The organism is Burkholderia sp. Ax-1719, from assembly GCF_011753055.1.
Classification (GTDB): domain Bacteria; phylum Pseudomonadota; class Gammaproteobacteria; order Burkholderiales; family Burkholderiaceae; genus Paraburkholderia.
In genome coordinates, this window is record NZ_VWWJ01000019.1 from 71,449 (window position 1) to 85,174 (window position 13,726).

The following is a 13,726-nucleotide window of genomic DNA, read 5'->3' on the forward strand; positions in this document are numbered from 1 at the left end:
TATGGGTAAGGCAACCGGTTTTCTCGAGTTCGAGCGCCAGCATGAGGCGTACGAAGCACCGCTCACGCGCGTAAAGCACTACAAGGAATTCGTCGCGGCGCTCTCCGACGCCGACGCGAAGGTCCAGGGCGCTCGCTGCATGGACTGCGGCATCCCGTTCTGCAACAACGGCTGCCCGGTCAACAACATCATCCCGGACTTCAACGACCTCGTGTTCCACCAGGACTGGAAGAACGCGATCGAAGTCCTGCACTCGACCAACAACTTCCCCGAGTTCACGGGCCGCATCTGCCCGGCGCCCTGCGAAGCGGCGTGTACGCTCGGCATCAACAACGATCCCGTCGGCATCAAGTCGATCGAGCACGCGATCATCGACAAAGCCTGGTCCGAAGGCTGGGTTGCGCCGCAAGTCGCAAAGCACAAGACCGGCAAGAAGGTGGCCGTGGTCGGTTCGGGCCCGGCAGGTCTGGCGACGGCGCAGCAACTCGCGCGCGCCGGTCATGACGTGACCGTGTTCGAAAAGAACGATCGCATCGGCGGCCTGCTGCGTTACGGCATCCCCGACTTCAAGCTGGAAAAGTGGCTGATCGATCGCCGCATGCGCCAGATGGAAGCCGAAGGCGTGACGTTCCGCACCAACGTGTTCATCGGCAAGGGTGAATTGCCGGCGTACATCGGCAACACGGCCAAGGAAACCATCACGCCGGACGAGCTGAAAGAACAGTTCGACGCCGTGGTGCTCACGGGCGGTTCGGAAACGCCGCGCGACCTGCCGGTGCCGGGCCGCGAGCTCGAAGGCGTGTACTACGCGATGGACTTCCTGCCGCAGCAGAACAAGGTCAACGCCGGCGACAAGCTGCCGAACCAGCTGCTCGCCAAGGGCAAGCACGTGGTCGTGATCGGCGGCGGCGATACGGGTTCCGACTGCGTGGGTACGTCGAACCGTCACGGCGCGAAGAACGTCACGCAGTTCGAACTGCTGCCGCAGCCGCCGGAAGCCGAGAACAAGCCGCTCGTGTGGCCGTACTGGCCGGTCAAGCTGCGCACCTCGTCGTCGCACGAGGAAGGCTGCTCGCGTGACTGGGCGGTCGCGACCAAGCGCCTCGAAGGCAAGAACGGCAAGGTCGAGAAGCTGATCGCCGCGCGCGTCGAGTGGAAGGACGGCAAGATGGTCGAAGTGCCGGACTCGGAATTCGAAATGAAGGCCGATCTGGTGCTGCTGGCGATGGGCTTCACGCAGCCGGTGTCGCCGGTGCTGGAAGCATTCGGCGTCGACAAGGATGCGCGCGGCAACGTGCGCGCCGCGACCGAAGGCGACAAGGCGTACTACACGTCGGTGGACAAGGTGTTCACGGCAGGCGATATGCGTCGTGGCCAGTCGCTGGTGGTGTGGGCGATCCGCGAAGGCCGTCAGTGTGCTCGCTCCGTCGATGCGTACCTGATGGGCAGCACCGAACTGCCGCGTTAATGCTTCTTGCGCGTCCGTCGATGTCGATTCGATGGGCGTGCGGGAGACGGCAGGAGACACGCTAAAAAGCCGGGCATCCGTAAGGATGACCCGGCTTTTTCACGTCTGTGGCAAGGCGTACCATGACCCGGTTGCCCGACGATGCGAGGCTCCCGATCATGTCCGAAGCCCTTGATGAGGCGCAGGAGTGGAAGCGCTGCTTCATCGCGCTCGCGCCCGATGCGCCTTCGCGAGACGCACTGACCGCGCTCGACGTGCCGCCCAACGCGCGGCGCGTGCCGCATGCGCAGTTGCATCTGACGGTGGCGTTTATCGGTGCGATGTCGTTCGCGCAGGGCGAGGCGCTTGCGCAGCGGCTCGCGGATCACGCGATGCCGGTGCCGCCTGCCTCCGTGACGAAAATCGAATGCTGGCCGGGCCACGCGCAGCCGCGGCTGCTGGTGGCGGTGCTGGCGATGTCCGATGCGTTCACCGCGCTTGACTGGCGCGTGAGATCGTCGATGGGCGAGGTGGGTTTGTCGCTCGATGCGCGTGCCTTTCGTCCACATGTGACGCTGGCGCGTTTTGCGCGCGACGCTCGCGATGCGCCTGCGGCGGCGCAAGGCGTCGCGCTGCCGCCCTTGCGCTTCACCTCGCTCGTGCTGTATTCGAGCACGCTCGCGAAACAGGGCGCGCGCTACGAGGCGCTGGCGAGCGTGCCGGTTTAGCGCACGTTCTAGCCAGCCGCCGCCGCTGATATCACCGCTGATACCGCCCGAGCGTCAGCCCATCGAGATCGATCTCCGGCGCGCGCTGCGCGATCAGATCGGCGACTACGCGACCCGAGCCCATCGACATTGCCCAGCCTGTCGATCCATGGCCCACGTTGAGCCACAAGCCGTCGACGCCCGATGCGCCCAGCAGCGGCGCGCCGTCCGGCACCATCGGCCGACGTCCCACCCAGAATTGCGCCGACGAAGGCGTCGCCGCATGCGGAAACCAGTCGTCGAGCACTTTCATGAGCGTCTGCAAGGCCTGCTCGCGCAGCGTGGTGCGATGGTTGCCCAGCTCCGCCGTGCCAGCCACGCGCAGATACGGGCCGAAGCGCGTGATGGCGGTCTTGAGCGATTCGTCCATGAGCGCAGCGCGCGGCGCTTTTTGCTCGTCGACCACGGGCAGCGTGGCGGAATAACCCTTCACCGGATAAAGCGGCACGCGCACGCCCAGTGGCGCGACCAGCGCCGCGCTCTCCACGCCGAGCGCGACTACCACGGCATCGGCGGCGAGCGTCTGCGGCGCGGCGTTGGCGGCGGGTTCGCTCAGATCGGCGGGGCGCAGCACTTCGGCGGGCGCGCGGCGCTGCTCGCGACGGTTGCGCGCCTCGCGTCCCGGCACCGGCCGCACGCGTACGCCGGTGACTTTGCCGCCTGCGGCTTCGAGCGCGAGCACCTCGGTATCGAAGATGAATTTCACACCGTTGCTTTCGCACACGGCGCGCAGCTCGCGCGTGAAGCGCGCGCAATCGCCGGCTTCGTCGTCGGGCAGATAGATGCCCGCCACCGGCTTCACGCGCGACCATTGCAGCCCCGGCTCGACCTGCGCACAGGCTGCGGCGTCCAGTTCGCGATACGCGATGCCCGCATCGCGCAGCACGTCGAGCGCCGGTTGCGCCAGTTCGAGGTCGTAGTCGCTGCGAAAGAGCTGCAGATAGCCCTGGCTGCGGCCGTACTCGAACGCATGCTGCGCACGGAACGCGTGCAGGCAGTTCCGGCTGTAGTAGGCGATGCGCTGCATGCGCTGCTTGTTGACGCGAAAGCGCGCGAGATCGCATTCGCGCAGCCAGCGTGCGATCCAGCGCCATTGCGCGGCGTCGAACGTCGGCCGGAAGATCAGCGGCGAAGTGGGCTTGAGCAGGTACTTGATGAGCTTGGCCGGCATGCCCGGCGCTGCCCACGGTGTGACGTAGCCGGGCGCGATCACCCCTGCGTTGCCAAAACTCGTGCCGAGCGCGACGCCCGGTTCGCGCTCGATGACCGTGACGTCGCAGCCTCGTTCGCTCAGATAGTAAGCAGTGGCGACGCCGATCACACCGGCGCCGAGGACGATCGTTTTCATGCCGGTCGTAGTGAGGATGACGGACGGTATTGCAGCACGTTCAGGCTCATTGTGCAGTGGAATCCGCAGAGGGTTGGGCGGGCGCGGGAGCGCGCTTCGGGTCGGCTTCGGGTCCGAGCACCTTGCCTTTGGTCTCGGGCAGGCACAGTGCGGAAACGATCACGAGCAGATAGCCCGCGCCCGCCACCGTGCCGATCGCCTTGACGAGCGTGGTGGTGTGCGAAAGCGTGCCGACGAGAATCGGAAAGAACGAGCCGAGACCGCGTCCCAGGTTGTAGCAGAAGCCCTGGCCGGAGCCGCGGATCGCATTGGGATACAGCTCGGAGAGATACGCGCCCACGCCCGCGAAAATGCCCTGTACGACGATGCCGAGCGGAAAGCCCAGCGCGAGCATCGCGCCATCGGTGATGGGCAGCATGGTGTAGGCCATGCCGAGCGCGAACGAGCCAATCGCGAACAGGATGAACGAGGCGCGCCGCCCGATCCGGTCGCACAGGATCGCGCCGACGATATACCCCGTGAAGGAGCCGACGATCAGCACGATCAGATAGCCGCTGGTGTTGAACACGGAGAGGTGACGCACCGTCTTCAGATACGTCGGCAGCCAGGTGGTGATCGCGTAGTAGCCGCCGAGCATGCCGGTGCACAGCGCGCTGCCGAGCAGCGTCGTCATCCGATGCGCGGGCGCGAAGATCTGCAGGAAGTGGCCGTGCGTTTCACCGCGTTCGCGCGCGCGGCGCGTTTGCAGAAAGACTTCGGGATCGCTCACGTTGCGGCGCACGTAGAGAATCCACAGCGCGGGCAGGATGCCGATCCAGAAGCACGCGCGCCACGCGTAGTCTTCGGGCAGCAGCGCGAAGAACGCCCAGTAGAGAATCGCGGCGGCGGCCCAGCCGAACGACCAGCTGCTTTGCACGGTGCCCACCGCCTTGGCGCGATGCTGCGGCGAGCGGATCGTCTCGGCCATCATGATGGTGACGACCGACCACTCGCCGCCAAAGCCGATGCCCTGCAGCGTGCGCGTGACGAGCAACTGCCAGAACGAATGCGTGAAGCCGGAAAGACAGGTGAACAGCGCGAAGGTGGCGATGGTCCACTGCAGCACGCGCACGCGGCCGTAGCGGTCGGCGAGGATGCCCGCGAGCCAGCCGCCGATGGCCGACGAGATCAGCGAACTCGTCGCGATCATGCCCGCTTCGCCCTTGGTCATGCCCCAGGCGGCGATCAGCGAGGGGATCAGGAACGAGTAGATCATGAAGTCGAACGCGTCGACCGCATAGCCGCCGAAACCGGCGTAGAGCGTGCGGCGCTCGCGTTCGTTCAGTTCACTGAACCATTGAAAAGAGCCCATGGCGCCTCGTCTCCCCCTCGATTATTTTGCGTGCCACGGCCGGGTGGGGCGGCGAATGGCGGCTCATGCTGCTGTCTGGTGTGCTGCGTCGTCTGCGGCGGCGCCGGTATGCCGGGCGGCAGGATCGCGCCTATTTTAGGTGCGATGAGCGGCTGACGCGAGGGGCGTTGAAAGCGCGGTGTTGGCGAAGCGACAAAGATTCGATAGCCAGCGAACGAAGCGCGGGCGTTTAACCCAGCGTCAGGCCGCCATCGACGTGGATCGTCTGGCCCGTGATATGACGCGCGGCGCTGGAGAGCAGGAAGGCGATGAGCTCGGCGATGTCCGCGGTTTCGGCGATGCGGCCAAGCGGCGTGGCCTCGGCGGCGCGCGCCCAGGCGGGGGCGTTGGCGGGCGTGGGGCCGGCGTCCTTGCGCGTGTAGCCGGGCGCGACGCAGTTCACCGTGACGCCGTGCGGCGCGAGTTCCGCGGCGGCGGTTCTGGCCAGCGATTCGAGCGCGGCCTTGGCGGCGGCTGTGGCGGCGAACGGCGCGTCGGCGCGATAACGGTGCGCGACGAAGGAGCTGAGCGCGACCACGCGGCCTTGCGCGGACTGCACGAGCGCAGGCTGTGCGGTGCGGATGAGCGAGGCGAACGCGGCGGGCATGGCGGCGAAAGCGTGGCTGAGCGCATCGGCTTCGAGCGTCGCGAGCGTCTGGCGCTGCGCATGGCCCGCGTTGGCGACGAGCTGGTCGAGCGCGCCGAAGCGCGCGAGTGTGGTGTCGATGAGTGTCGCGGCCGCGCCGGGTTCGGCGAGATCGGCGCAGGCTGTCGCGCAGATTGCGCCGCGCGCTTCGCAGTCGCGCGCGACGGCCGTGAGGCGTTCGCGCGAGGCTTCGTCAGTGCCGCGCGCGTGCAGCATCAAGTCGACGGACGGCGCGGCGAGCCGCCGGGCCAGCGCGGCGCCAATGCCGGAGCCCGCGCCGGTGATCAGGACGACGCGCCGTGCGTCGTGCAGTGCGTCGTCTGGTGCGTCGTCTTGTGCCTCGTTCACGCGGCGACGCGCTCGGGCGAGCGCTCGATGTCGAGCGTCTCATGGTGATACGCCTGAAGCGACTCGCGATGCGCCACGCTCACGATCGCCGCCTTCGGCAGGCGTTCGACGAAGAGCTTGTAGAGACGGCCTTCGTTGTCCGGATCGAGCGCGCTGGTCGCTTCGTCGAGGAACAGGTAGTCGGGCTTGTGCAGCAGCACACGCGCACCGGCCAGACGTTGCTGTTCGCCCGGCGAGAGCACGCGCGACCAGTGCGCGGATTCGCCCAGACGGTCGACGTACTCTTCCAGACGGCAGGCGCGCAGCGCTTCGCGGCAATCGTCGTCGCTGTAATCGTCGGCGGGCGAGGGGTAGGTGAGCGCCGCCTTGAGCGTGCCGATCGGCAGGTAGCTTTGCTGCGGAATGAACATCATGCGCGCATCCACGGGCGCGTCGATCGAGCCTTCGCCGAACGGCCAGAGGCCCGCGAGCGCGCGCATCAGCGTGCTCTTGCCCGAACCCGACGGGCCGCGCACGAGCCAGCGCGAACCCGGCTTGATGGCGATGTCGCGCACTTCCGAAAGCGGTTTGCCGTTGGGCAGCGCGAGCTTCAGGTGTTCGGTGGAGAGCTCGCTCGCGTCGATGAAGTGCAGGTTGATGCCGCCGTGTTCGGTGGCCGGCGAAACGCTTTCCTTCAGACGCGGCGAATGCACCACGCGCACGAATTCACGCAGACGGTTCACGGTAGCGCGCCATTCGACGAGCGTGGCGTAACTGTTGATGAACCACGAGAAGCAGTCGCTCACGGTGCCGAAAGCCTGCGAGATCTGCATCAGCACGCCGAACGTGAAGGCGCCCGCGAAGTAGCGAGGCGCGGCCACCACCAGCGGGAAGATGATGGCGATCTGGCCGTAGAAGCTCAGCACGAAGGTGAGGCGCTTGGTGTACTTCATCACGCGCCACCAGTTGTCGCGGATGTGCGCGAAGAGTCCCTGCGCGTTGCCGCGCTCGGTGTCCATGCCGTCGTAGAGAGCGATTTGTTCCGAGTTTTCGCGCAGGCGGATCAGGCCGAAACGGAAATCGGCTTCCACCTTTTGTTGCTGGTAGTTGATCGACACGAGCGGATGGCCGACCTTCTGGATCACCAGCGAGCCGATCACGGCGTAGAGCGCTGCGGCCCACACCATGTAACCCGGAATCGTGATGGGCGTCGAGCCCAGCGAAATCGTGATTGCGCCCGCGATCGTCCACAGGATCGTGATGAACGACACCAGCGTCACGACCGTCGAAAGCAGATCGAGGGTGAGCGAAAGCGTGGTGGTGGCGAACGACTGGAGGTCGTCGCTGATACGCTGGTCGGGGTTGTCGGCGAGACGGTCGCGCTCGATGCGGTAGAACGCGCCCTGATCGAGCCATTCGGTGAGATAGCGCGTGGTCAGCCACTGACGCCAGCGGAACCCGAGCATCTGGCGCAGATAGCGCCCGTACACCGCGAGAATGATGAAACCGAACGCCAGGCCCGTGAAGATCATCAGCAGATGCGGGAACTGTTTGACGTCCTTGTTCTGCAGGGCGTTGTAGAAGTCGGCGTTCCAGCCGTTGAGCCGCACGTTGATCCACACGACGAGCAGATTCATCACGATGATCGCGACGAGCAGCCCCCAGGCGATCCAGCGTTCCTCGGAGACCCAGTAGGGCTTGATCAGGCTCCAGGCCGTGATCTTGTGATGCTCGTTCTGATCCGGCGTGGCGCGGGGAGTGGAGTTGGTCATGTGCGTCCTGATGTTGTACCGGCCCGCGGCCGGAGTCGACGATGCCCGCCGTGCGTGGCGTGATGCCGGGTGCTGCCGTTTGCTGCCGGGTGCTGCTGATTACTGCCGTTTTCTGCCCTGTGCTGCCGTCTTTCGGGGAAGGCGGTCAGCGTTGCGATTCTGTTCCGCGGCGCTTAAGCGAGTCTTAATCGGCCCGCTCAGGCAGCGCCTGCGACCGCGCGGTGCGACAGGGCGAGCATTGTCACACTGCGCGCTCCCGCCACGCATTTCGCGCCGGTTCAGCGCATTGTGCCAGAGCAGGGAACGTGCGGAGATTGTGCGCCTGCCCCCGCGGTTTGCGGCGCTCGCGGCTTTTGTGGTCTAATGACCGTTGACGAAACAGGGGTGCTTCACCGGTATGCCGGGCATGCCACAGTGAGGCTGAGAGAGACCCTTCGCACCCGATCCGGGTAATACCGGCGCGGGAAGTTTCCGGAAAGTCTTGCTGGCGCTATTCATCAGTCGATTCGAGCGATTTCGGGTATTCCTGGGAATCGCACATTGATCGATGCATTCAGGCGTCCAGCTTCCCGCCGGGCAATCCTTGCGGCGCATATCCAGTTTTCGCGCGTCACATCGTTTGCACGGCCGGCCTTGCCAGCCGGTTTCGTCCTTGGGTACGCATCTTGTTGCCGTACGGAAAGGATACGATGACCGCTGCTTCTTTATCTTCTTTGCACTCCGATCATTCCCCGGTTTCCGGCGCTCGCGCGTCAGGGCCGAAGTCGTCTGCGGCTGTGTCTGCGTCGATGCCTGATTTCGCCGTGCTCGGCGGCGGGCTGAGCGGGCGTCTCGTCGCCTGGCGGCTCGCGGGCGCGGGGCATCGCGTGGCGCTTTACGAGCGCGGCGGCCCCGAAGGCGGGGACGCGGCGGCCTGGGTCGCGGCGGCCATGCTCGCGCCGCTCGCGGAAGCCGCGGTCGCGGAACTGCTCATCACCGAACTCGGCGTCGCTTCGCTCGAAACGTGGCCGCGCCTCCTGGCCGCCCTGCCCGAGCCAGTGTTCTTCCAGCGCAACGCCACGTTGGTGGTCTGGCATCACGCCGACCGCACCGAAGCGCCGCTGTTCGCGCGCCGCGGGCGCGCCAACGCGCCGCGCGCACTCGCCGATGCGCACTTCACGACGCTGCAAGGCGCGCAGCTGGACGCCGCCGAACCGGCGCTGGCCGGGCGTTTCGCGCGCGGCTGGCTGCTCGACGGCGAAGGTCAGCTCGACAACCGCCAGGCGCTGGCGGCGCTCGCGGCGGGTCTCGCGCAGCGCGGTGTGCAAACGCACTGGCACACCAACGTCGATGACGCCAACCTGCCGCAAGCGCGCGTGACGATCGATTGCCGGGGACTCGGTGCGAAGCCCGCGCTGCCGGCGTTGCGTGGTATCCGCGGAGAAGTGGCGCGCGTGCACGCGCCGGGCATCGGCCTGACGCGCCCGGTGCGCCTGCTGCATCCGCGCTACCCGCTCTATATCGCGCCCAAGCAGAACGATCTCTATGTGATCGGCGCGACTGAAATCGAGGGCGAGGATCGCTCGCCCGTGAGCGTGCGATCGGCGCTCGAACTGCTGAGCGCGGCGTTTGCCGTGCATCCGGCGTTCGGCGAGGCGCGCATTCTTGAACTCAATTCGCAGGTTCGCCCGACGCTGCCCGACCATCGCCCCGCGCTGATCTGGGACGGCGCGGCGACCTTGCGCCTGAACGGCCTGTATCGCCACGGTTTCATGATCGCGCCCGCCGTCGCCGATGAAGCGGTGCGCGTGGCCGAAGCGCTGCTGGCGGGCCAATTCGCCGATGCCGATGCTTTTGAAGCTATCCGCGCCGAATCGCGCTGGGCGTCGATGCTGCACATGACAGAGACAAAGGCGCAGGCCGAAAGCCGTGCGCACGCCTGACACACCATAAGCGTGGCGTGCCGCTTGCGCCCGCAGGAATCATCCGAAATTTCACCCGCATTCGCGTAGCCAGAAGATTTGCCATGGACATTCAGATCAACCAGAAGCCGCTCACGCTGCCCGAGGGCGCGACCGTCGCCGATGCGCTTGCCGCCTTCGGCGCGCGTCCGCCGTTCGCCGTCGCCGTGAATGGCGATTTCGTCGCGCGCGGCCAGCATGGCGCGCGCACGCTTGCGGCGGGCGACCGCCTCGATATCGTGAGCCCGGTGGCTGGCGGCTGATCGTCGGATTCGCGCCGAACGATCGCTCCGTTGCCACCGCGTTACTCGCCAAGGATTCCACGCCATGACCACCCCACACACCGCCGACGCGCTCACGCTCTACGGCGAAACCTTCCAGAGCCGCGTGCTGCTCGGCACGTCGCGCTATCCGTCGCTGCAATCGCTGTCCGATTCGATGGAAGCCGCGCGCCCCGGCATGATCACCGTCGCGCTGCGCCGCCAGATGAACGACGGCACCGCTGAGGCCGGTTTCTTTGATCTGCTCAAGCGCCACGGCGTGCCGCTGCTGCCGAATACGGCTGGCTGCCTGACCGTCAACGAAGCCGTGACCACGGCGCACATGGCGCGCGAAGTGTTCGACACCGACTGGATCAAGCTCGAACTGATCGGCGACGACTACACGCTGCAGCCCGATCCGGTCGGCCTGATCGAAGCGGCCGCGCGTCTCGTGAAGGACGGCTTCAAGGTGCTGCCGTACTGCACCGAAGACCTCGTGATCGGCCGCCGCCTGCTCGACGCGGGTTGTGAGGCGCTGATGCCGTGGGGCGCGCCCATCGGCACCGGCAAGGGTGTGATCAATCCCTACGGTCTGCGCGTGCTGCGCGAGCGTCTGCCCGACGTGCCGCTGATCGTCGATGCGGGTCTGGGTCTGCCGTCGCATGCGGCGCAAGTGATGGAGTGGGGCTTCGACGGCGTGCTGCTCAATACGGCGGTGGCGCAGGCCACGCATCCGGAAGCGATGGCGCGCGCCTTCGCGCTGGGCGTGGAAGCGGGCCGCACGGCGTTCCTCGCCGGGCCGATGGCCGAACGCGAAGCCGCCGTGGCGAGCACGCCGGTGGTCGGCATGCCGTTCTGGCACCAGGATGGAGGCAAGTGATGACTGACACGTTGAAGATGGAAAACCGCGAACTGTTCTGGCCGCCCGCCGACGAACTGACCGAAACCGCCGAACGCATCCGCGCGACGCTCGGCGACTGGCCGGCTACGCACGCGCCGTGGCGTCTGTGCCTCACGCCGCCTGACGCGCCCAATGGCGGCGACCTCATCATCGTCACCGACGCTGCGCCGCATCTGGCGAACATCGCGCGCTGGATGACCGAAGGCGCGGGCGTGATCGAGGCGAAGGGCGACGATCCCAGCGCCGCGCTCGTCACGCTGCACCTGGGCGGCGAGCGCTATGCGCTCGAAGGCTCGCTGGCGGAAGACTGGATGCCCGCGCTGGCGGCGTTCCTCGATTGCGGTTTCGATCCGCATGACGCGCTCGTGCTGGCGCTCGCCTGGCGTGACGGCGACGAGCAGAAAGCCGATGCCTGGCCCGTCGATATTGCGCGTTTCCCGCGTGTGCTCGGTCTGCCCGACGCACCGGCGCGGCCGTTCGCAACCTGCCCGCAAAAGCTCGGCCTCTACCCCGTGCTGCCGAGCGCCGACTGGGTCGAGCGCGTGCTCGATTTCGGCGTGAAGACCGTGCAGTTGCGCAGCAAGCAGCCGGAATCCGCCGAACTGACGCGCGAGATCGAGCGCTGCGTGGCGGCGGGCCGCAAGCACGACGCGCAACTTTTCATCAACGATCACTGGCAGGCGGCGATGGCCGCGGGTGCGTACGGCGTCCATCTCGGCCAGGAAGATCTGCGTGAGGCGGATCTGAATGCGCTGGCCGCGTCGGGCATTCGTTTAGGTTTGTCCACACACGGCTACTTCGAGATGCTCACGGCGTTGCACTTCCGCCCGAGCTATGTCGCGTGCGGCGCGGTGTTCGCCACCACCACGAAGTCCATGCCCACCGCGCCGCAGGGCATGCAGCGCCTCAAGCGCTACGTGCAGCTGCTCGACGGCGTGGTGCCGATGGTCGCAATCGGCGGCATCGACGCCGCCGTGTTCCCGCAAGTGGTCGCCACGGGCGCGGGCAGCGTCGCGGTGGTGCGCGCCGTCACCGAGGCCGCCGACCCGGCTGCCGCCGTTGCTGCGCTGCGCAAAGCGTTTACGCAATAATGGCCCGACCTCGCCGCAAGCCGCGCGCCTGATTTAATCGGGGCGCGATGCTGAAAATCGCGGCGGGAACCGAGCGGCAACGGGCGCCAGACGGCGCTCTTGCTTCATCAAAGGGTCATGGGCGCATCACGGCAGCAATTTCACGATGGCCCTATAATCCCGCCTTCGTGTAAATGGACTTGTCAGCTTACGTGCCCTCATCCTCTGAGACCCTTCTGGAGCTGCGCGACGTCGACTTCGGCTATAGCGACCGGCTCGTCCTGTCCGGACTGAACATGCGCTTTGGCCGCGGTCAGGTGGTCGCGGTCATGGGCGGCTCGGGCGGCGGCAAGACCACGGTGCTGCGCCTGATCGGCGGTCTGGTGCGCGCGCAGCGCGGCCAGGTGCTGTTTCAGGGCCAGGACGTCGGCGCACAAACGCGCGAAGGCCTCTACGCGCTGCGCCGCAAAATGGGCATGCTGTTCCAGTTCGGCGCGCTGTTCACGGATATGTCCGTGTTCGAGAACGTCGCCTTTGCCCTGCGCGAACACACCGATCTCCCCGAAGAACTGATCCGCGACCTCGTGTTGATGAAGCTCAACGCGGTGGGCCTGCGCGGCGCGCGCGACCTCGCGCCTTCGGAGATCTCGGGCGGCATGGCGCGCCGCGTGGCGCTGGCGCGCGCCATCGCGCTCGACCCCGAACTCATGATGTACGACGAGCCATTCGCGGGCCTCGATCCCATTTCGCTCGGCATTACGGCGAACCTGATCCGCACGCTCAACGACGCGCTCGGCGCGACGTCGATCCTCGTCACGCACGATGTGCCGGAATCGTTCGCCATCGCCGATTACGTCTACTTCGTCGCGAACGGCAAAGTGCAGGCGCAGGGCACGCCTGCCGAACTGCGCGCCTCGACTGATCCGATCGTGCGTCAGTTCATCGACGGCGCGCCGGACGGCCCGTTCCGCTTTCATTACCCGACGAACGTCCCGCTCGACTCGGACTTCGGCATTGGCGGAGGCCGTCCATGATCGGCGCTATCAGTTCGGTCGGCCGTGGCGTGCTCGATTCGATCACGCGCGCGGGCCATGCCACGCGCTTCTTCGTGCGCCTCGTGCTGGAATTTTTCCCGCTGCTGCGCCGTCCGCGTCTTGTCACGAAGCAGATCCACTTCGTCGGTAATTATTCGCTGCTGATCATCGCGGTGTCGGGGCTGTTTGTTGGCTTCGTGCTGGGTCTGCAGGGCTATTACACGCTCAACCGTTATGGTTCGGAGCAGGCGCTCGGGCTGCTGGTGGCGCTGTCGCTGGTGCGCGAACTCGGTCCCGTGGTCACGGCGCTGCTGTTCGCAGGCCGCGCGGGCACGTCGCTCACCGCCGAAATCGGCCTGATGAAGGCGGGCGAACAACTCACCGCCATGGAAATGATGGCGGTGGACCCGGTGCGTATCGTGGTCGCGCCGCGCATGTGGGCGGGCGTGATCGCCATGCCGATTCTGGCGGCCATCTTCAGCGCGGTCGGCATTCTGGGCGGCTACGTGGTGGGCGTGCTGCTGATCGGCGTAGATTCGGGCGCGTTCTGGTCGCAGATGCAAGGCGGCGTCGATGTCTGGAAGGATGTGGGCAACGGCGTGATCAAGAGCATCGTGTTCGGCTTCGCCGTGACATTTACCGCGCTGTATCAGGGTTACGAAGCCAAGCCCACGCCTGAAGGCGTGTCGCGCGCGACGACCAAGACCGTCGTGTATGCATCGCTTGCGGTGCTCGGCCTCGACTTCCTGCTGACCGCGCTGATGTTCAGCTAAGGCTAAAGGCCAAACAGGCCAAAACAGGTCCGGCACGCGTTGCATCGATGC

General features: G+C 66.5%; 12 protein-coding genes and 1 riboswitch. Of the genes, 8 read left to right on the top strand and 4 right to left on the bottom strand.

Features of this window, described 5'->3' with window-relative positions; genetic code table 11:
• Position 1: 1 nt before the first annotated feature.
• Together F3J17_RS25885 and thpR are read left to right on the top strand one after the other, a co-directional pair.
• Entirely contained in the window at positions 2–1,468 is a 1,467-nt protein-coding gene (locus F3J17_RS25885) for a glutamate synthase subunit beta (RefSeq protein ID WP_167065783.1), read from the top strand.
• A 158-nt stretch (positions 1,469–1,626) separates the two neighbouring features.
• Complete coding sequence (gene thpR / locus F3J17_RS25890; RefSeq protein WP_167065787.1) at positions 1,627–2,175, top strand: RNA 2',3'-cyclic phosphodiesterase; 549 nt, start codon at positions 1,627–1,629, stop codon at positions 2,173–2,175.
• A 31-nt stretch (positions 2,176–2,206) separates the two neighbouring features.
• Here thpR and F3J17_RS25895 read toward each other — a convergent pair whose 3' ends face one another.
• The 4 genes from F3J17_RS25895 to F3J17_RS25910 form a co-directional block, all read right to left on the bottom strand.
• Positions 2,207–3,562: a D-amino acid dehydrogenase gene (locus tag F3J17_RS25895; protein WP_167065789.1), complete on the bottom strand. Its 1,356-nt coding sequence runs from the start codon at positions 3,560–3,562 to the stop codon at positions 2,207–2,209.
• 46 nt (positions 3,563–3,608) lie between these two features.
• A complete protein-coding gene (locus F3J17_RS25900; RefSeq protein ID WP_167065791.1) occupies positions 3,609–4,913 on the bottom strand; it encodes an MFS transporter in 1,305 nt (434 codons plus the stop codon).
• Between the two features lie 229 nt (positions 4,914–5,142).
• Entirely contained in the window at positions 5,143–5,946 is an 804-nt protein-coding gene (locus F3J17_RS25905) for an SDR family oxidoreductase (protein ID WP_345891252.1), read from the bottom strand.
• Positions 5,943–7,697: an ABC transporter ATP-binding protein/permease gene (locus tag F3J17_RS25910; protein WP_167065793.1), complete on the bottom strand. Its 1,755-nt coding sequence runs from the start codon at positions 7,695–7,697 to the stop codon at positions 5,943–5,945. The genes F3J17_RS25905 and F3J17_RS25910 overlap by 4 nt, the downstream gene beginning before the upstream one ends.
• Before the next feature lie 370 nt (positions 7,698–8,067).
• A riboswitch (TPP riboswitch) is annotated at positions 8,068–8,181 on the top strand.
• 304 nt (positions 8,182–8,485) lie between these two features.
• Between F3J17_RS25910 and F3J17_RS25915 the strand changes: the two genes are divergently transcribed.
• The 6 genes from F3J17_RS25915 to mlaE all read left to right on the top strand — a co-directional run bounded on the left by F3J17_RS25915 (position 8,486) and on the right by mlaE (position 13,675).
• The gene (locus F3J17_RS25915; protein ID WP_167065795.1) at positions 8,486–9,619 is read left to right on the top strand and encodes an FAD-dependent oxidoreductase; all 1,134 of its coding nucleotides are present in this window, start codon (positions 8,486–8,488) and stop codon (positions 9,617–9,619) included.
• Positions 9,620–9,702: 83 nt separating this feature from the next.
• Positions 9,703–9,900: a sulfur carrier protein ThiS gene (thiS, locus tag F3J17_RS25920; protein ID WP_167065797.1), complete on the top strand. Its 198-nt coding sequence runs from the start codon at positions 9,703–9,705 to the stop codon at positions 9,898–9,900.
• 64 nt (positions 9,901–9,964) lie between these two features.
• Positions 9,965–10,777, top strand: a complete 813-nt coding sequence (locus tag F3J17_RS25925) for a thiazole synthase (RefSeq protein ID WP_167065799.1) — start codon at positions 9,965–9,967, stop codon at positions 10,775–10,777.
• Entirely contained in the window at positions 10,777–11,889 is a 1,113-nt protein-coding gene (thiE, locus tag F3J17_RS25930) for a thiamine phosphate synthase (protein WP_167065801.1), read from the top strand. The genes F3J17_RS25925 and thiE overlap by 1 nt, the downstream gene beginning before the upstream one ends.
• 173 nt (positions 11,890–12,062) lie before the next feature.
• Positions 12,063–12,902: an ABC transporter ATP-binding protein gene (locus F3J17_RS25935; protein WP_167065803.1), complete on the top strand. Its 840-nt coding sequence runs from the start codon at positions 12,063–12,065 to the stop codon at positions 12,900–12,902.
• On the top strand, positions 12,899–13,675 hold the full coding sequence (gene mlaE, locus F3J17_RS25940) for a lipid asymmetry maintenance ABC transporter permease subunit MlaE (RefSeq protein ID WP_167065806.1): 777 nt from the start codon (positions 12,899–12,901) through the stop codon (positions 13,673–13,675). The genes F3J17_RS25935 and mlaE overlap by 4 nt, the downstream gene beginning before the upstream one ends.
• Positions 13,676–13,726: the final 51 nt, after the last annotated feature.